Source organism: Arthrobacter sp. B1I2 (assembly GCF_030816485.1).
GTDB lineage: Bacteria > Actinomycetota > Actinomycetes > Actinomycetales > Micrococcaceae > Arthrobacter.
The window spans coordinates 2,372,028-2,389,210 of record NZ_JAUSYC010000001.1 but is presented as its reverse complement, the minus strand read 5'-3'; the positions used below and the strand labels follow the sequence as shown (position 1 = coordinate 2,389,210).

Genomic DNA, 17,183 nt, shown 5'->3' with positions numbered 1-17,183 from the left:
CGCAGGGCAGGGCCAATCAAGAGAGCTGCGCCACTCCCGGAACCAACGCGCCGGTCCTGAAGATCCGGTCCGAAAAAGAGGGGGACGCAGTTGCGCACGACTATGCTGGCCCCAACCATCGAAGGGAGCCGGCGTGGTAGTGCAGTTGCGGATCTGTGTGCCCGGGGAGCTGTCCGCGGTGGCGCTGAAGACGTGCCGCGACCAGCGGGGCGTGGCCGAAGTGGCGTTGGTTCAGGGTGCGTCCGTGGTGCCACCGGGCGATGTCATCGAGGTCCTGATTGCCCGGGAGTCAGTGGAGGAACTGCTCGAGAAGCTGGAGATCCTGAAGATCCACGAGGTGGGATCCATTGCCATGACCACGCCGGAATTCGTCCTGTCCGGCAACGCCGACCGGGCGGAGCGCGCTGCACCCGGAGACGGCGCGGACGCGGTGATCTGGGACGACGTCACGCGGCAAACGGGCGAGGATTCCCGGCTGACGTGGAACTTCGTTGCTTTCCTGGTGTTGGCAACCCAACTCGCCGGAATTGGCATCGTGACCGACTCCCCCATTGCCATTGTGGGCGCCATGGCGGTAGGGCCTGAATTCGGACCGCTGGCCGCCCTCGCCGTCTCTCTTGCCACCCGGCAGTGGAAGCTGGGGCGGCGCGCCGCAGTTGCGCTGTGCGTCGGTTTCCCGGTTGCCATGCTGTTGGCGGCCCTGACGGCGTGGCTTTCGGTTCCACTGGGCCTTTTCCCACGCGATGCACTGGACAAAGGTTCGGCGGTCGAATTTATCTACCATCCGGGCCCCTATTCATTGATTGTTGCCGTGCTGGCGGGGATCGCCGGAATGCTCTCCATCATCGGCCGGCGCTCCGCGGCATTGGTCGGTGTCTTCATCTCAGTGACCACCGTGCCGGCGGCAGGATACGTTGCGGTGGCCCTGGTCCTGGGCGAATACCAGAAGGCGGCGGGCTCGGCCCTCCAGCTGCTGCTCAACCTCGTGGGCATCGTGGCAGCCGCCGTCGCAGTTTTGCTCTTTTACCGGATCATTTCCAGGCGCCTGCCCAACGGGGTGGCACGGAACCTGAAGCGCCAGCGGAGCGGGGCCCGGAACTGAGCGGCCGCCGCATCGGCGTTCCGCTATGACCGCAGCAGGGCGCGCAGGGCCTGGATCGTGTCCGCTTCAGCGGGGGCCTTATCGTCCCGGTAGCGCTTGACCCGGGCAAACCTCAAGGCGATTCCGCCCGGGTAGCGCGGGGACTGCTGCACGCCGTCGATGGCGATTTCGACGACGGTGACCGGTTCAACCCACACGGTACCGGCAGTGCGCCGCACCTCAAGCTCCTGGAACCGTTCGGTTTGCCAGCGCAGCAGGGCGTCGGTGAGGCCCTTGAAGGTCTTCCCCACCATTACGTAGCCGCCCGGTGCACCGAACTCCCCGTCCGGGTCCAGCGCCCCCAGGTGCAGGTTCGACAGCATTCCGGTGCGGCGTCCGGACCCCCATTCGCAGGCGAGCACCACCAGGTCGTACGTCAGCACAGGCTTCACCTTCACCCAGTTGGCCCCACGCCGCCCGGCCGCGTAGGTGGACCCAATGGCCTTCACCACAACGCCCTCATGTCCCGCGGCCAGTGCATCCTGCGATACCCGTTCAGCGACGGCCCGATCAGCCGTCACCTCCCCCGGTATCCGGTACTCCTGTGCTATCCGCTCGAGCTCACCGATTCGTGCTGACAGCGGCTCGTCGAGCAGATCACGCCCATCGATATGCAGCACGTCGAAGAACCAGGGATGCAGCACCGTTTCGCGCACTGCATCCGCGCCGAAGCGCGCCATGGTTTCCTGGAATGGCCGGGGGCCGCCTTCCTCGTCCAGGGCAAGGGTTTCACCGTCAAGGATCACGTCCCGCACCGGCAGTCCGCGCACTGCTTCCACCACCTCGGGGAGCCGGTGGGTGACGTCGGCGAGGTTGCGGGTGAAAATACTGACGTCGTCGCCAGCCCGGTGGACCTGGATGCGGGCGCCGTCGAGCTTGTATTCCACCGAGGACTCACCCGTTACGTCCAGGGCTGCACTGGGACTGGCTGCGGTGGCGGCAAGCATGGGCTGCACAGGGCGGCCGACCACCAGGCCGACGGCGTCAAGCTCGGCTTCGGTGCCCGTGATGGCCAGCAGGGCGGTTCCGCCCAAGTCCCCGGAAAGCATGGCCGCACGCCGTACGGCGTCGACGGGCTTCCCGGCAGCGCGGGCAACAGCATCGGTCAGCACTCCCTCCAGGGCGCCCGTGCGCAACTCGCCAAGGAGTACTCCGGTGATGAATGACTGCTCGGGGCCGGTGGCTGCCGCCATCAGCGTCCGGAGGATGGCTGCGCGCCCGGCGCCCGATCCCGTACCCGCTGTGGCGAGCAGCCCGTCCAGGGCAGCGTCAAGGTCGGCCAGTGTGAGGCTTGGCTCGGCGGCGGGTGCCTCCTTGGCCGCCGCCACCGCGCTCCAACCGACGCCAACGCGCCCCTGGCGGGGCTTGGCAACGAGCCAGCCCACCGCCGTCGGGATTTCTCCCGGGTCAAGCCGGCCCAGCAGCTGGGCCAGGGCATCCACCTTCGCCAGCCGGGAACGCGTGGCGGTGACGGCCTCCGCGGTTTTGACGAGCTCAAGGAGCAGCATGGCACCATCCTGCCACGGCTCTGGACAAGCCCCCGGGGCTGTTCCAGACAAATAGACCTCATTGGCGCATAGGCAAAACATCGACTCCACCTGACTGGGGTATTTTCCCTGCCAAATACCGCGCGTCGCGGCCCGCTCCGGGCAACGTGGCGGACGCCGCGGAGTACAGGAATTCCTGTCCCAGGAAGAACAATCCCGGCGTATCGAGAGCCACACCGCGGTGCTGGCGGGGCAGCGCACCGTCGTCGAGCAGTTCCGGATCCATCCAGCTGAAGTCGTCCCGGAAGCCGGTGCACCAGATGACGTTTGCCGCATCAACCCGGGTTCCATCCGCCAGGACGGGCTTGCCGTTCTCCACGCCCGTGACCCGTGGCACCAGCCGGACGCCGGCCGCCGCCAGGTCCTTGGTCTTGGTCCTGATCAAGGGCGCGGCATGTGCCTTGAAGGCGGGGGCGGCTTTGCGTCCCACAGGCGTGTCGAGGTTCAGGACATGCAGTCCAAGGAAACGCACCACCGGCAGGGCGTATCGGGCTGCGGCCCGGCCGTGCTTCACCGGCAATTCACCGCCCGGCTTTCCCGCGACGGTGGTGGGGTGGGTCCGGCCCACCTCAAGGGCGATTTCCGCGCCCGAGTTCCCCAGCCCCACCACCAGGACCGGGCCATCCTGCAGCTGGCCGGGATTCCGGTATTCCGCGGAGTGGAGCTGGATAGTGGATGGCGGCAGCTCCCTCGCGAACGAGGGAATTCTGGGGGCCTGGCTGACTCCGGTGGCCACGACGGCGTTGCGCGCCTCCCAGCGGCGGCCGTCGGAGGCCGCGACGAAGTGGCCGCCTTCCCGCCACAGGCGCTCCACCCGGGTTCCATGGACTATGGGCAGGGCGTTGTGTACGGCGTAGTTTTCCAGGTACCCGGCCACCTCATCCTTGGTGGGAAAGGACAACGGGTCTGCCGGGAAGGGCTCACCCGGCAGGCCGTCGTACTTCGCGGGGGTGAACACCCGGAGCGAGTCCCACCGTTGGCGCCATGCATCGCCGCTGCGCGGGTTCGCGTCCAGGATCAGGAAGTTCCGTTGCTTCGCTTTCAAATGGTGGCCGAGGGTGAGGCCTGCCTGGCCGCCGCCGATGATGATCGTGTCCAGCATGCCGGTCACGTGGTTGTTGTCCATCGCTGTGCTCCTGTTTCACTGACGGGGATGCCTGCGGCTGAGCGTTCCTTTTGCCCTGCTGCCCCAGCGCCGTTCACGTCGCTGCCCGCTTCCCTGTAGCGCAGCCACCAGGCCAGCATCAGCGCGGAGGCGAGGACGTAAGCCAGGTGGAGGACCCAGATGGGCCCGGCCGGGAGGTTGAAGACGTAGACGCAGTGCACGGCGTTGGCCACGTTGCTCAGGACCAGGTTCCCCAGGCTGTAGGAAGCAAGGTCCCGCGTGCGTGCGGCTTTCACCAGCATTGGCAGCATTCCCGCGGCGAACAGCACCGTGGAAAGTGTGCCGGCAAGGACTGGAAGGTTCATGTTTTGAGGCTATGACCGGGGCTCCGGCCTCCGCTTCGGGGAAATCATGTATGTATCCGGCAGGGACCGGATGGGTAGTTTTATGCAGATCCCGTCAGCCTGTGAGACCGTGCTCGAAGGCATACCTGGTGGCGGCGGCCCTTGATGAAAGGCCAAGCTTCAGGAAGATGTTGCTGATGTGCCGGGCAACGGTTTTCTCGCTCAGGAAGAGGGTTGCGGCAATGGCCCGGTTCCCCTGGCCGGAGGCGACGAGCTTCAGCACCTCCGCTTCCCTGGCCGTCAGCGGCCCGGGAGCACCGGCGTCGTCGTTCCGCATGAGTGACGCGGCCCATGCTGCCGCCGGCGCCGCACCCAACTCCAGGAATTCAGCATGGGCCGCTTCGAATTCCATCCGGGCTGACGTTTGGTCACCGAGGTCCCGACAGGCCCGTCCGATCAGCACGCGGCAGCGCGCAGCCTCATAGGGCACGCCAAGTCCAAGCCAGAGATGCCAAGCCTGCCGCAACGCTTGCGCAGCATCCCCGGGATCGCCCTCCGCCAGCCGGACCGCGCCGTTAGCCTGGTTCGCGACGGCCCGCACCATGGGCATGGGGCACTGGCGGGCGAAGCGGGCCAGTTCCTCCGCACCCTGCCGCGCCGCGGGCAGGTCGGGCACTGCCAGTTCGATGTCCACCAGCGCGGGCAACAGATGCCGGCGGGTGGCGGTGTCCGCCAGCCCGGCGGCCCTGCGGATCATCGTTTGGGCCTGCTTTGGGTCGCCGCGGGCCAAGGACACGAGGGCAAGTCCGGGCTGCGGTTCGTAGCCGCTGCGCGCCGCCTGCAAAAAGGAAGCTTCTGCCAGATCCAGTTTTCCCATGAGCCGCTGCACTTCCCCCTGCTGGTAATGGCCCCCGTACAGCGCTTGGGGATCGCCCCTGCCGGATCGTTCCTGGGCTACGGCGGCTGCCTCGAGAGCTTCTGCCCAGGCCCCGTGCAGCCGGAAGAGCTCTGCCCGGTGGGCCTGGCACTGTCCGCTGAAGGGAACCATGTCCGGGCGGTCCCTGCACCAGCGGTCAAGGGCGGCCGTCCACTGCAGGGCCCGCTCCAGGTCGAAGGCCACGTGGCAGTTTCCGATCACCGCGCAGTAGACAATGCCGGACGGCACTGCCGAAAGCTCCCCTGCAGTGACCGCCACCATCACCTCATCGAAGATCCGCAGGCCCTCCTCAGCGCGGCCCAGCTCCAGCGTCGCCTGGCCCGTACCGAGCAGCGCGAGCGCGGACAGGTCCCTGTCCTGGAACCGTTGGCCGATATCTGCCGCCTGGGAAAACAACCGGAGGGCGCCCTGGGGGTCGCCGCCATACAGTTTCCCAAGGCACTCCGGGATGAGCAGGAAGCCTTGCACCGGGTCCGGCTCGGCGAGCTCATTCACCAGCCGCTGGCCGCGGGCAAGCCAGCCTCCGGCGCGCGCCCCCTCCCCCAGATGCGTCAGGTGCATCGCCATCCAGGCGGCGCACCGGGCAGCAGCGGGGATATCTCCGATCACGAGATATTCCTCGTGGGCACGGGTGAGCGATTCGAGCCCGCTGGAAGCGTTGCCCGTCAGGATCTCCGCTGTTGCCAGCCGCTCCAGGTCCGCGGCCGGCAGTCCGCCCCGCTGGTCGGCATCCCGGAAGCTTTCGAAAGCTTCAGTCCAGCGGTGCTCATGGAAGGCTGACCGGCCCTGGTCCAGGCCCGCCTCAGCTGTCACCTGGCCTCCTCTTGGATACCACCCCAGCCGGTCCGCCGTTGTCGCCATTGCATGCGGAACTACCTAAGCGCCACGGTACGCCCGCCGCGGAGCTGTGACAACGCACTGCAGGGCAGCAGCGCCCGCAAGGTTTGAATGGTGTCCACCTCGGCCAGCCGGCCCAGCGTCGAGATCGGCCACGGCGATGCTGGACAGGCCCGGACCAGGCTTCCACACTGGACTCATGGGACTCATCGTTGCGAACCTGTTCATCACCCTCGACGGTGTCTACCAGGCGCCGGGCGGCCGCGAAGAAGACCCTGACGGCGGATTTGCCTTTGGCGGCTGGCAGGCACCGGTATCCGACGACGAGGCCGGCGCGGACATTGCGGCCGAAATCGGGCGCATCGATGCCCTGCTCCTCGGCCGGAAGACCTTCGACATTTTCGCCGCCTATTGGCCCCACCAGTCCGGGGACATCGCGGATACCCTCAACCGGGTACCCAAGTTCGTCGTGTCCGGCTCTCTGACTGATCCCGCCTGGGCAGGCACCACCGTGCTGCCGGATGCCATGGCAGCAGGCAGGCTCCGGGATGAGTACCAGCAGGTGCACATGTTCGGCAGTGGGGTCCTCATCCGTTCACTGCTGGAAGCAGAGGTGCTGGACCGCCTTCATCTCTGGCTTTATCCGATTACCCTGGGGCAGGGCAAGCACCTCTTCGACGCCGGGACGGTGCCGGCCGCCTTCCGGCTCGCCAAGCCGGCACGCAGCTTCCCGAAGGGAGCCGTGTCGCTGGTGTACGAGCGTGGGGGCGAGGTGGAGACGCAGGAGATGGCGGCGACCTGACCCGCACCGCCCGAACAAAAAACCGGCCCAGCGGATGCTGGGCCGGTTCTTTGTATGCCACCACAGGGACCACGCCGGTGAGGGACCCAAGTCGAGTGAAGCGGGACTTGGGGTCCGGTGGGGATTAGTGGCTGTGGCCTGCGTGCTCGTCCTCTTCGGCCGGCTTCTCCACAACAAGGGTCTCGGTGGTGAGAACCAGGGCGGCGATGGACGCCGCGTTGCGGAGGGCTGCACGGGTGACCTTGACGGGGTCGATGACGCCCGCAGCGATCAGGTCCTCGTACTCGCCGGACTTGGCGTTGAACCCGTTGTTGACCTCAAGGTCGGCAACCTTCGACGTCACGACGTAACCGTCGAAGCCGGCGTTCTGGGCGATCCAGCGCAGCGGCTGCACCAGTGCACGGCGGACAATGCCGACGGCGGCTGCAGCGTCGCCTTCGAGGGCGTTCACCGCGGCGTCCTCATCCAGTGCCTTGAGGGCGTGGATCAGGGCGGAGCCACCGCCGGCCACGATGCCTTCTTCGAGGGCAGCGCGGGTGGAGGAAACGGCGTCCTCGATGCGGTGCTTCTTTTCCTTCAGCTCAACCTCGGTTGCGGCACCCACCTTGATGACACCGATGCCGCCGGCCAGCTTGGCCAGCCGCTCCTGGAGCTTTTCGCGGTCCCAGTCGGAGTCGGTGCGGGTTACCTCGGCGCGCAGCTGGGCAACGCGTGCGGCCACGTCCTCGGCTGATCCTGCGCCGTCGACGATGGTGGTGTTGTCCTTGGTGACGGTGATGCGGCGGGCGGTACCCAGCACCTCCAGGCCAACGGTGTCCAGGCTCAGGCCCAGCTCCGGGGAGACAACCTGCGCACCGGTGAGGGTGGCGATGTCCTGCAGCATGGCCTTGCGGCGGTCACCGAAGCCGGGAGCCTTGACGGCAACGACGTTCAGGGTGCCGCGGATACGGTTGACGATCAACGTGGACAGGGCCTCGCCCTCGACGTCCTCGGCGATGATGAACAGCGGCTTGGAGGCCTGCAGTGCCTTTTCCAGCAGCGGCAGGAAATCCTGGATCGAGGAGATCTTGCCCTGGTTGATCAGGATGAGTGCATCCTCAAGGACTGCTTCCTGGCGTTCCGCGTCAGTGACGAAGTACGGGGACAGGTAGCCCTTGTCGAACTGCATGCCCTCAGTGAGGACCAGTTCGGTCTGGGTGGTGGAGGATTCCTCGATGGTGATGACACCATCCTTGCCCACCTTGCCGAAAGCCTCGGCGAGGAGCTCGCCGATTTCGTCGCTCTGGGCGGAAATGGCGGCAACGTTTGCTACCTGGGTGCCTTCGACCGGACGGGCGTTCTCCAGCAGGCGGGCGGCAACGGCTTCAACCGCAACCTCGATGCCGCGCTTGATCTGGCCGGGGGCAGCGCCGGCTGCCACGTTGCGCAGGCCTTCCTTGACCAGGGCCTGGGCCAGGACCGTAGCGGTGGTGGTGCCGTCGCCGGCAACGTCGTTGGTCTTGGTGGCTACTTCCTTGGCCAGCTGTGCGCCAAGGTTTTCGTAGGGGTCGTCCAGCTCGACTTCGCGGGCGATGGTGACGCCGTCGTTCGTGATGGTGGGGGCACCCCACTTCTTGTCCAGGACGACGTTGCGGCCGCGGGGGCCGAGCGTCACCTTGACGGTGTTCGCGAGCTTATCGATGCCGGCCTCAAGGGACCGGCGGGCAGCGTCGTTAAACGCAAGCTGCTTTGCCATGGTTTTGTCCTTTCAAAGACAGAAACCCCGCGCTGCCGGCCAGCATGAGCATGGCCGGCGGCACGGGGATCCGAAGAGTTACTTTACGACGATCGCCAGGACGTCGCGGGCGGACAGCACGAGGTACTCGGTGCCGCCGGTCTTGACTTCGGTTCCGCCGTACTTGGAGTAGATGACGACGTCGCCGACGGCTACGTCAACAGGAACGCGGTTGCCATCTTCGAAGCGGCCGGGGCCTACTGCAACAACTTCGCCTTCCTGCGGCTTCTCCTGTGCGGAGTCCGGGATGACCAGGCCGGAAGCCGTGGTCTGCTCGGCTTCGAGCGGGCGGACAACAATACGATCCTCAAGAGGCTTAATAGAGACCGACACTCGGACCTCTCCTTCTACGTCAGCAAATTCGTGGACTGGAAAGCTTTCCGCCGTGGCTGGCAAACCGTCGTCGCGGTGCCGGCAGCAGCCTGGCTGGCAGCTCTTCATGTATTAGCACCCTCCTAGGGAGAGTGCTAATGAAGACTCTATGTAAGCGTTAGCACTCGGTCAAGGCGAGTGCCAACGTTTCGTCATGGGCGTACGCCTTTTCTGGTCCGACGACGACGACGACTGCGACGACGGCGGGCGGCCGGACGGTCGGGCGGTCGGGCGGTCGGGCGGAAGAGGTGTTGCTTTAACGGCCCAGGTCGTCGAAGTCCACGTCCTCGCCGCCCTCGGCGTCACCGCCCCGCTTAGGTGCCCGGTAGAGCACCCATCCGGCCGCCGCTGCGGCGAGCAGGGCAACAACGAGGAAGAAGATACTCCCCGCCCGGGCGCCGTCGTAAAGCCCCCGGATGTCCCGGGACTCCTGGGTGTTGTCCTGGAGGTCGTTGCCGCCCACGGAATAGACGGTGGCGTTGAACGTGTCCAGCAGGAAAATGATCACCAGGAGGGCGATGGAGACCACGGCCACCACGGAGGCGGCGATCAGGACGGGACGGGCAAACCGGGCCGAACCGCTGCCCCTGGCCCTGTGGTCGCCGGTATCCCCTGGCGCTGCGTTGTCATCCATGGATTCCACAGTATCCGCATCCCGGCACGCGCTCCTCCATTAGGCTGGAACCCATGGCTCACGCTCCCCAGGACCAGATTTCCCAAGACCGGATTGCACCGCTGTTGACCCCGGAAGGCTGGGACCTGCTGGCATCCCTGGGCCCCTACCGGGACGAGGACTCGTTTGAGCTCAACTCCGCACTCCGGAAGGCCGGCCATCCTGCCGAACTGGTGTCCGCAGTCCTGACGCAGTCCCGGCTCCGCACCAGGGCGGAGGCGAAATTCGGCGAGTTCGCCCGCCAGATGCTCTTCACGCAGGCCGGCCTGGAGCAGGCGACGCGCCTGAATGTCGCGGCGCACCATGCGCAGCGGTTTGCTGCTGCCGGGATCAGCCGCGTGGCGGACCTGGGCTGCGGCCTGGGCGCCGACTCCATGGCCCTGGCGTCCCTTGATATCAATGTCACCGCGGTGGAGATGGATGAAACCACCGCTGCCTGCGCCACCATGAACCTCATTCCGTTTCCCAACGCCACGGTGGTCCACGCGAACGCTGAATCGGTTCCGCTGGACGGGGTCGACGGCGTCTGGCTGGATCCCGCACGCCGGGTCACCTCCACGTCCGGCACCAAGCGGCTCTGGGATCCTGAAGCCTTTTCCCCGCCGCTGTCATTCGTGGAGTCGCTGGCCGCCTCGGGGAAGTCCGTGGGCGTGAAGATGGGACCCGGCATGCCGCATGACTCCGTGCCCGCGGGCTGCGAGGCGCAGTGGGTGTCGGTGGCCGGGGACGTCACCGAAGTGACCCTGTGGTTCAACGCCGTACGCCGGCCCGGCGTCCGCCGCGCCGCCCTTGTCCTGGGCTCCCAGGGGCCCGCCGAGCTGACCAGCGCGGACGACTTCGGTGCCGGCCCGTCCGCGCCGGTAGGACCGGTTGAAGGCTACTTGTACGAACCCGATGGCGCCGTGATCCGCGCCGGGCTGGTGGCGGATGTGGCGCTGCAGCTCGGCGGGCACCTGGTGGACGAACACATTGCCTATATCTGCGCCCCGGAACTCCTGGACACCCCGTTCGCCAGGGCCTACAAGGTGCTGGAGGTCATGCCCTACAACGTCAAGGCGCTCAAGGCCTGGGTCAAGCAGGAAGGCATCACCGTGCTGGATATCAAGAAGCGGGGTACGGCGGTGACCCCGGAGGAGCTGCGGAAGCAACTCCTCCCGCAGGGCAAAAACACGGGCGGGAAAGCCGCAAAAAAGGGCGCCAAGACGGCCACCCTGGTCCTGACCCGCATCGGCGAGGACCGGGTGGCCATCGTGGTGGAACCCGTTTAGCTCCCTTAGGACCCGTTACTGGGCCCGCATGAACTCCTCGGCGGCACGCACCTGTTCGGGGCCCGGCCGCACCCCGGTGTAAAGCACAAACTGTTCGAGCGCCTGGATGGTGGCTACTTCCGCGCCGGTGATTACCGGTTTCCCTGCTGCCCGCGCCGCCTTGATCAGCGGCGTCTCGGCTGGCAGGGCGACGACGTCGAACACCACCTTGGCCGCGGCCACCGCCTCCTTGGGGAAGGACAGGCTGTCCGCTTCGGCGCCGCCGGCCATCCCTCCCGCCATACCGCCGGCCATCCCGATGGGGGTGACGTTGATGATCAGGTCCGCCGTGCCGCCGTCGAGCGCTGCACGCCACTGGAAGCCGTACTGGTCCGCGAGCGCGCGCCCCGCAGCCTCGTTCCGGGCGATGACGGTGACGTCCTTGAAGCCGGCGTCCCGGAGGGCAGCAACTGTGGCCTTCGCCATGCCGCCCGCCCCCTGGACCAGCACGGAATAGTCCGTGGGGACCTCATTGGACGCCAGCAGCTGTTCGATGGCCGTGTAGTCGGTGTTGTAGGCCTTGAGGTGGCCGTCGGTGTTCACGATGGTATTCACCGAGTCGATGGCCTTGGCTGACGGGTCCATCTCATCCACCAGCGCGATCACGTCTTCCTTGTAGGGCATGGAGATGGCGCAGCCGCGGATGCCCAGGCCGCGGACCCCGGCGATGGCCTGTTCCAGGTTGGTGGGCGCGAACGCCTTATAGATCCAGTTCAGGTCCAGCTGCCCGTACAGGTGGTTGTGGAACCGGGTCCCGTTGTTGCTGGGCCGGGCAGAGAGCGAGATGCAGAGGGTCATGTCTTTATTCAGAATGGGCACCTGACCATTAAACGCGTACTTCCCTTCCTTCGCGGTCAGGGGCAGCCGGTTCCCGCGGGGAAAGGTCCGACGGCGGCGGGCAGCTTCCCGGGTGCGGGCGCTTTCCCTGCCAGCAGGGCGGCCAACGCATCGAAGGCGGTGTCGGTGCGGCCGTACAGCGCCAGCTTGACCGGAGCGGTGGCGCCCTGGAGCGGCCAGGGGGCATCCAGGGCCACGGCGATGTCCCCTCCCGCCGGTCTCCCGCCGAAGCCGATGAGGTTCACCACCGGGCCCGACCCAAGGGTCAGACCGGCACGCGCGGCGGCGGCTTCGAAACGCTCCCGGTCCCCCGGGCCCCCGCCGGCGACGCGCACCGAACCGGGCGCCAGGGGTCCGCTGCAGGGACCCGAAACAACCGTGACGGCCGATGCCGAGACCTGGGCTGACAACGCGGCACCGCTTCCGGCCGCAGCACCTGCGCCCGCTGTTCCGGCAGGCGGCGCGGCGCGGGCATGCCAGATCATCATTGTGGCCACCCGCTGCGCGGCTTCATCCAGCCGGGCAGCGGGAAGGGTGCCGGCAGCCAGGGCCTGGAGGATGGCGGCGTGCGCCTGCTCCACGTCCGCCGGCATCAGCAGCAGGTCCGCACCGGCGGCCAGCGCCTTCACCGCGGCCGTTCCGGCTGGATACTGCTTGTCCACGGCACCCATATTGAGGGCGTCCGTCACGGCCACGCCTTTGAAGCCCAGGCTCCGCAGGGCCGCATAGCTGGGCGCCGAGAGCGACGCCGGGACGCCGGGCTCCAGCGCGGGCACGGCGATGTGCCCGGTCATGACGATGGGAAGCCCGGCGGCGACCGCGGCCTCGAAGGGTTTCCAGTCCCTGCCCCGCAGCTGCTCGATGCCGGCGGGCTGGACGGGCAGGCTGACGTGGGAATCGGTGGTTACCGAGCCGTGTCCGGGAAAATGCTTGACGGTGGGGAGCACACCGGCGTCCAGCATGCCCTCGGAGAAGGCGACTCCGTGGGCTGCCGCGGTTGCCGGATCCGCGGACATGGAGCGCGCACCGATGGTGGGGTCGCCGGGACCGATGGTCACGTCCGTATCGGGTGCGAAGTCGAGGTCGAAACCCAGCGGCACCAGCTCCGCAGCCAGGCCCTTCCCTGCCTGGCGGGTCAGGGCCGGGTTGTTGGCTGCGCCGTAGCTCATGGGCGTGGGCCATTCGGTGAGGGGCGCACCAAGGCGTGCCACGGCGCCGCCTTCCTGGTCCACGCTGATGATTCCCGGCCAGCGCCGGCCGCCGGCAGCAACCGCCTGCTGCAGCCGCTGGTTTACGGCGCCCATGGCTGCAACGTCCACCTGTCCCTGCGGGTCACGTGGCACGTTGTCGCCCATGATGATGGATCCTGCCAGGTGCAGCCGCTGGATGAGCGCGGCATGGGCCTCCACCTGGTTGCCCGTGAAGAACGGGAGCAGCACCTGCCCGGCCTTCTCCTCCGGAGTCATGGCTGCCACGGCGGCCACGGCGGCGTCCTGGTCCCGCTGTTCCGGGCCCCACCCCAGCGGCCGGGAACCTGCGTCAGGTGAGGGAGCAGCGGCGGGAGGCGCCGTCGTCGTACTTGCTGACGGGGAAGGGGCCCCGGTGGGCGGCGCGGACGACGTCGGCGCGGCACTTGGGGAGGCGGTGCAGGAAGCCAAGGCCATGGCTGACAGGGCCAGGATGAGGGGGAAGGATTTGGCGGGCCTGGTTTTGGCAGGACTGTGACGCAGCAGGAACGGGGCCATCAATACGATGCTACCCCTGCACTAGACTTGAACCACCCGTTCGCCTGCCGGCAGCAGCCTGTGAGCGGCTTCAGCCAGCGGCAAACCGGACAGTAAGGAAACGTGTGAAGATCGACTTCGCGTCATCGAGGCAGTCAACCCTCGGTGTTGAGTGGGAGCTTGCCCTGGTGGACGGAAAAACGGGCGAGCTTGCTTCCGTTGCCAACCAGGTGCTCCGCGGCGTGGCCTCCCGCCACCCCGAACTCAATGAAGACGACGAACACCCGCACATCAAACAGGAACTGCTGCTGAACACGGTGGAACTGGTCACCGGCATCTGCGAGACAGCCGCCGAGGCCAAGGAAGACCTCAACCGGTCTGTGGCCGCCGTCCGCGAGATCACCGATCCCATGGGCGTGGAGCTGTTCTGCGCCGGCAGCCACCCGTTCAGCCCGCCGCAGCTGCAGCCCGTGACGGACAAGGCCCGATACGCCAAACTCATTGACCGGACCCAGTGGTGGGGCCGGCAGATGGTCATTTACGGCGTCCACGTGCACGTGGGGCTGGACCGCCGGGACAAGGCCCTTCCGGTCCTGGACGGCCTGGTCAACTACTTCCCGCACTTCCAGGCGCTCTCCGCTTCCAGCCCGTTCTGGGGCGGCGAGGACACCGGTTACGCTTCCCAGCGGGCACTGATGTTCCAGCAGCTTCCCACGGCAGGCTTGCCCTTCCAGTTCAAGTCCTGGGAGGAATACGAGTCCTATGTGCAGGACATGACCACCACCGGTGTCATCGACGCCATCTCCGAGATCCGGTGGGACATCCGGCCCGTACCCGCCCTCGGCACCATCGAAATGCGCATCTGCGACGGCCTGGCCACGCTGGAGGAAGTGGGCGCCATAGCGGCCCTCACCCAGTGCCTGGTGGATGAGTTCTCCAGCATCCTGGACGACGGGGGCACCATCCCCACCATGCCGCCATGGCACGTGCAGGAGAACAAGTGGCGCGCAGCCCGCTACGGCATGGACGCCATCATCATCCTGGACGCCGCAGGCCGGGAGCAGCTGGTCACCGACCACCTGCTGGAGACGTTGAACCGGCTGGAGCCGGTCGCGGCCAAGCTGCACTGCGCCGACGAGCTTGCCGACGTCGAAAAGATCATCCGCCGGGGAGCCGGGTACCAGCGCCAGCGCCGCGTGGCCGCGGAAAACGGCGGAAACCTCCAGGCCGTGGTGCTGGACCTGGTCAAGCAGATGCGGAACGGCCCCACTGCCTGATCCGCCCCCTGTTGCTCTAGACCCCCCTGTTGCTCTATCAGATATGGCTCCTAAACCGCTGGTTTGGGAGCCATATCTGATAGAGCAACAGGGATGCTGAGGACTTTTGGCCCTGCCCCGGGTTGGATTAGCGGGTGATTCTTTTCCCCTGTAGCTGTGGGCTCCTGAGGGGAAGGAATGGTGAATGTCCAAAGCTCCTGTCGAGCCGGTGCGCCGCTTCCTCCCGCTCATGGCCGTGGTGCTGGTCCTGTTCGCGGTGGCGGCGCTGTGGCCCCTGGTGGGTAACAGCGCCGCCAGGAACGCCGGTGCGGCAGGACAAATCGCCGTCAATCTGGTGCCGTTCGCGATCTTTTTTGCTGCCGTGGCCGCAGCAGCCCGGGCGGAGGGCAGAACATTCGCCGCCGCCGTCGGGATTTCCCGGCGCCACCTGGGCCTCCAACTGCTTATCGCTCTGGGGCTTCTGGTTGTTTCGCTGGCTTTGACACTGGCCTTGGCCGCCGTGGGCTTCCGTATGTTCGGCGAGGGCCAGCCCCAGCTGGTGATGTTCCTGTACGCGGCGGTGCGGAACTTCATCCTGGTGGGTTTTGGCGAAGAGTTGATCTGGCGCGGCTACGTCCTGGGCTCGCTACGGCGGGCTCTGCACTCGGATACCGCTGCAATCCTGCTGTCTTCGGCGCTCTTTGGCCTTTGGCACTACCCCGGCGGGCAGGATGTGCTCCAGGTCGTGATGACCACGTTCTTCGGGGCACTGTGGGGCACGGCCCGCGTAAGGATCCGGCACTGCTCAACCCTGGCGACTGGAACAGCCCACGGCCTGCACGACCTGTCGCTGCTCATCCTTGCAACTTACGCCGCCTGACTTGCTCTATCAGATATGGCTCCTAAACCGCTGGTTTGGGAGCCATATCTGATAGAGCAACGCGGGGAGTCAGGCCGGCAGGGATACCGAGGTGACCGGCAAGGAGGAGTCCGGGGCGAAGCTGATCCCGCTGGGCTCCACACCGGCCATCACCAATTGGGCGCCGAGCGCGGCCACCATGGCACCGTTGTCCGTGCACAGGTCCAGGGGCGGGACATGCAGCCGGATGCCGGCGGACGCGCAGCGCTGCCCCGTCAGTTCGCGCATTCGGGAGTTGGCCGCCACTCCCCCGCCCAGCAGGACGTCCTTAATGGCGTGCTCGCGGCAGGCCAGGACCGCCTTGGCGGAAATTACGTCCACCACGGCTTCCTGGAAAGCAGCCGCGATGTCAGCCACGGGGATCTCCTCCCCACGGGCCTCGAACTGCTCCACGCAGCGGGCCACCGCCGTCTTCAGGCCGCTGAAGGACCAGTCGTACCGGTGTGGCCCCGGCTCCTCCGCTGTGCCCATGTATTTGGGCTGGGTGAGGCCGCGGGGAAAGCGGATCGCCTTGGCGTTGCCGGTGCCGGCTACCTTGTCGATGGCAGGCCCGCCCGGGTAGCCAAGACCCAGGATGCGGGCCACTTTGTCGTAGGCCTCGCCCGCGGCGTCATCGATTGTGGAGCCCAGGAGCTCCACATCGCTGGTGAGGCTGTTGATCCGCAGGATCTCCGTGTGGCCGCCGGACACCAGCAGGGCGCCCAGGTTCTCCGGCAGTTCCTGCTTCCGGCCGGTGGTACGGTCATCCAGGAGTCCCACGCCAACGTGTGCCACCAGGTGGTTGATCGCGTACAGCGGCTTCCCGGTGGCGACGGCGAGCGCCTTGGCAGCGCACACACCCACCATGAGTGCCCCGGCCAGCCCGGGCCCGGACGTCACGGCGATGGCGTCCACATCCTCCAGGCTTACGCCCGCTTCCGCCAGTGCCTGCTCAAGCGTGGGAACGAATGCGTCCAGGTGGGCGCGCGAAGCGATCTCGGGGATGACGCCGCCGAAGCGGACGTGCTCATCCATCGAGGAAGAAACAGTGTTGGTCAGGAGCGTGGTGCCGCGGACGATGCCCACGCCGGTTTCGTCGCAGGATGATTCGATGCCCAGCACCAGGGGCTGTGAACGGTTCATGGCTGGCCTGCTTCCGTTGCCTGGTCATGGTCGGCTTCCGGCGTGCCGGTGAGCTGGAGCCGCATGATGAGGGCATCCACGCCGTCACGGTAGTAGCGGGGACGGACATGGATCTGCTCGAAACCAAACCGCGTGTACAGCTGCTGCGCCCGCGGGTTGTCCGCGCGGACCTCGAGCAGGACATCGACGGCGTACCTGCGCCGCGCCTCCTCAATGAGCTGGGTCAGCAGCGTGGTGCCAATCCCGCGCCCTTCGTATTCAGGCACCACGGCGATGGTCTGGATGTCCGCGATGGGCTCGATGCACATCAGGCCGGCATAGCCCACGATGCCGTCTGCGGTCTCCGCAACCAGGTAGCGCCGGGTTTCCGGCTGGGACAGTTCATCCAGGAACATTTGCACCGGCCACGCATCGATGGGGAAGAGCGTGTGTTCCAGGACGCCGACGGCGGGCACGTCGTCCAGCGTCATGTCGCGGACGGTGACG

16 protein-coding genes are annotated in these 17,183 nt (G+C 66.9%); 5 read left to right on the top strand and 11 right to left on the bottom strand.

Annotated features, from left to right (window positions below; translation table 11 throughout):
• Window positions 1-133: 133 nt before the first annotated feature.
• On the top strand, window positions 134-1,102 hold the full coding sequence (locus QFZ57_RS11205; protein WP_306900274.1) for a DUF389 domain-containing protein: 969 nt from the start codon (window positions 134-136) through the stop codon (window positions 1,100-1,102).
• Between the two features lie 23 nt (window positions 1,103-1,125).
• Here QFZ57_RS11205 and QFZ57_RS11200 read toward each other — a convergent pair whose 3' ends face one another.
• From QFZ57_RS11200 to QFZ57_RS11185, 4 genes are all read right to left on the bottom strand, one after another.
• Entirely contained in the window at window positions 1,126-2,649 is a 1,524-nt protein-coding gene (locus QFZ57_RS11200) for an ATP-dependent DNA ligase (protein WP_306900272.1), read from the bottom strand.
• 58 nt (window positions 2,650-2,707) lie between these two features.
• Window positions 2,708-3,814: a flavin-containing monooxygenase gene (locus QFZ57_RS11195; RefSeq protein ID WP_306900270.1), complete on the bottom strand. Its 1,107-nt coding sequence runs from the start codon at window positions 3,812-3,814 to the stop codon at window positions 2,708-2,710.
• Entirely contained in the window at window positions 3,796-4,158 is a 363-nt protein-coding gene (locus QFZ57_RS11190; RefSeq protein ID WP_306630499.1) for a hypothetical protein, read from the bottom strand. The genes QFZ57_RS11195 and QFZ57_RS11190 overlap by 19 nt, the downstream gene beginning before the upstream one ends.
• A 94-nt stretch (window positions 4,159-4,252) precedes the next feature.
• Window positions 4,253-5,887 carry a helix-turn-helix transcriptional regulator gene (locus QFZ57_RS11185; RefSeq protein ID WP_306900268.1) on the bottom strand — a complete coding sequence of 545 codons (1,635 nt, stop codon included), beginning with the start codon at window positions 5,885-5,887 and terminating at the stop codon, window positions 4,253-4,255.
• A gap of 223 nt (window positions 5,888-6,110) precedes the next feature.
• Between QFZ57_RS11185 and QFZ57_RS11180 the strand changes: the two genes are divergently transcribed.
• The gene (locus QFZ57_RS11180) at window positions 6,111-6,713 is read left to right on the top strand and encodes a dihydrofolate reductase family protein (RefSeq protein ID WP_306900266.1); all 603 of its coding nucleotides are present in this window, start codon (window positions 6,111-6,113) and stop codon (window positions 6,711-6,713) included.
• Window positions 6,714-6,837: 124 nt separating this feature from the next.
• On the opposite strand, the gene groL is transcribed toward QFZ57_RS11180, so the two are convergent.
• The 3 genes from groL to QFZ57_RS11165 all read right to left on the bottom strand — a co-directional run bounded on the left by groL (window position 6,838) and on the right by QFZ57_RS11165 (window position 9,493).
• Complete coding sequence (gene groL / locus QFZ57_RS11175; protein WP_306630496.1) at window positions 6,838-8,448, bottom strand: chaperonin GroEL; 1,611 nt, start codon at window positions 8,446-8,448, stop codon at window positions 6,838-6,840.
• Between the two features lie 78 nt (window positions 8,449-8,526).
• On the bottom strand, window positions 8,527-8,820 hold the full coding sequence (gene groES, locus QFZ57_RS11170) for a co-chaperone GroES (protein ID WP_003805290.1): 294 nt from the start codon (window positions 8,818-8,820) through the stop codon (window positions 8,527-8,529).
• A 295-nt stretch (window positions 8,821-9,115) separates the two neighbouring features.
• Window positions 9,116-9,493, bottom strand: a complete 378-nt coding sequence (locus QFZ57_RS11165; protein WP_306900259.1) for a hypothetical protein — start codon at window positions 9,491-9,493, stop codon at window positions 9,116-9,118.
• 53 nt (window positions 9,494-9,546) lie between these two features.
• Between QFZ57_RS11165 and QFZ57_RS11160 the strand changes: the two genes are divergently transcribed.
• Window positions 9,547-10,800 (top strand): class I SAM-dependent methyltransferase, encoded by a 1,254-nt coding sequence (locus tag QFZ57_RS11160; protein ID WP_306900258.1) that lies wholly within the window; start codon window positions 9,547-9,549, stop codon window positions 10,798-10,800.
• 15 nt (window positions 10,801-10,815) lie between these two features.
• Here the strand turns inward: QFZ57_RS11160 and QFZ57_RS11155 are convergent, their stop codons facing one another.
• A complete protein-coding gene (locus QFZ57_RS11155; protein WP_306900256.1) occupies window positions 10,816-11,658 on the bottom strand; it encodes a shikimate 5-dehydrogenase in 843 nt (280 codons plus the stop codon).
• A 35-nt stretch (window positions 11,659-11,693) separates the two neighbouring features.
• Complete coding sequence (locus tag QFZ57_RS11150; RefSeq protein ID WP_306901568.1) at window positions 11,694-13,142, bottom strand: glycoside hydrolase family 3 N-terminal domain-containing protein; 1,449 nt, start codon at window positions 13,140-13,142, stop codon at window positions 11,694-11,696.
• Window positions 13,143-13,525: 383 nt separating this feature from the next.
• Between QFZ57_RS11150 and QFZ57_RS11145 the strand changes: the two genes are divergently transcribed.
• Window positions 13,526-14,677 (top strand): glutamate--cysteine ligase, encoded by a 1,152-nt coding sequence (locus tag QFZ57_RS11145; protein WP_306630492.1) that lies wholly within the window; start codon window positions 13,526-13,528, stop codon window positions 14,675-14,677.
• A gap of 184 nt (window positions 14,678-14,861) precedes the next feature.
• A complete protein-coding gene (locus QFZ57_RS11140) occupies window positions 14,862-15,536 on the top strand; it encodes a CPBP family intramembrane glutamic endopeptidase (RefSeq protein ID WP_306630491.1) in 675 nt (224 codons plus the stop codon).
• A gap of 69 nt (window positions 15,537-15,605) precedes the next feature.
• Here the strand turns inward: QFZ57_RS11140 and tsaD are convergent, their stop codons facing one another.
• Both tsaD and rimI read right to left on the bottom strand, forming a co-directional pair.
• Complete coding sequence (tsaD, locus tag QFZ57_RS11135; RefSeq protein ID WP_306900254.1) at window positions 15,606-16,697, bottom strand: tRNA (adenosine(37)-N6)-threonylcarbamoyltransferase complex transferase subunit TsaD; 1,092 nt, start codon at window positions 16,695-16,697, stop codon at window positions 15,606-15,608.
• Complete coding sequence (rimI, locus tag QFZ57_RS11130; RefSeq protein ID WP_373461306.1) at window positions 16,694-17,167, bottom strand: ribosomal protein S18-alanine N-acetyltransferase; 474 nt, start codon at window positions 17,165-17,167, stop codon at window positions 16,694-16,696. Before rimI ends, tsaD begins: the two co-directional genes overlap by 4 nt.
• Window positions 17,168-17,183 lie beyond the last annotated feature (16 nt).

Bases quoted from the DNA above. Each gene is read 5' to 3' on its own strand.
- QFZ57_RS11195 (WP_306900270.1), bottom strand. From the start codon at position 3,814: ATGGACAACAACCACGTGACCGGCATGCTGGACACGATCATCATCGGC.
- QFZ57_RS11165 (WP_306900259.1), bottom strand. From the start codon at position 9,493: ATGGATGACAACGCAGCGCCAGGGGATACCGGCGACCACAGGGCCAGG.
- rimI (WP_373461306.1), bottom strand. From the start codon at position 17,167: ATGACGCTGGACGACGTGCCCGCCGTCGGCGTCCTGGAACACACGCTC.
- QFZ57_RS11140 (WP_306630491.1), top strand. From the start codon at position 14,862: ATGTCCAAAGCTCCTGTCGAGCCGGTGCGCCGCTTCCTCCCGCTCATG.
- QFZ57_RS11160 (WP_306900258.1), top strand. From the start codon at position 9,547: ATGGCTCACGCTCCCCAGGACCAGATTTCCCAAGACCGGATTGCACCG.
- QFZ57_RS11150 (WP_306901568.1), bottom strand. From the start codon at position 13,142: ATGACTCCGGAGGAGAAGGCCGGGCAGGTGCTGCTCCCGTTCTTCACG.
- QFZ57_RS11180 (WP_306900266.1), top strand. From the start codon at position 6,111: ATGGGACTCATCGTTGCGAACCTGTTCATCACCCTCGACGGTGTCTAC.
- tsaD (WP_306900254.1), bottom strand. From the start codon at position 16,697: ATGAACCGTTCACAGCCCCTGGTGCTGGGCATCGAATCATCCTGCGAC.
- groL (WP_306630496.1), bottom strand. From the start codon at position 8,448: ATGGCAAAGCAGCTTGCGTTTAACGACGCTGCCCGCCGGTCCCTTGAG.
- QFZ57_RS11190 (WP_306630499.1), bottom strand. From the start codon at position 4,158: ATGAACCTTCCAGTCCTTGCCGGCACACTTTCCACGGTGCTGTTCGCC.
- QFZ57_RS11200 (WP_306900272.1), bottom strand. From the start codon at position 2,649: ATGCTGCTCCTTGAGCTCGTCAAAACCGCGGAGGCCGTCACCGCCACG.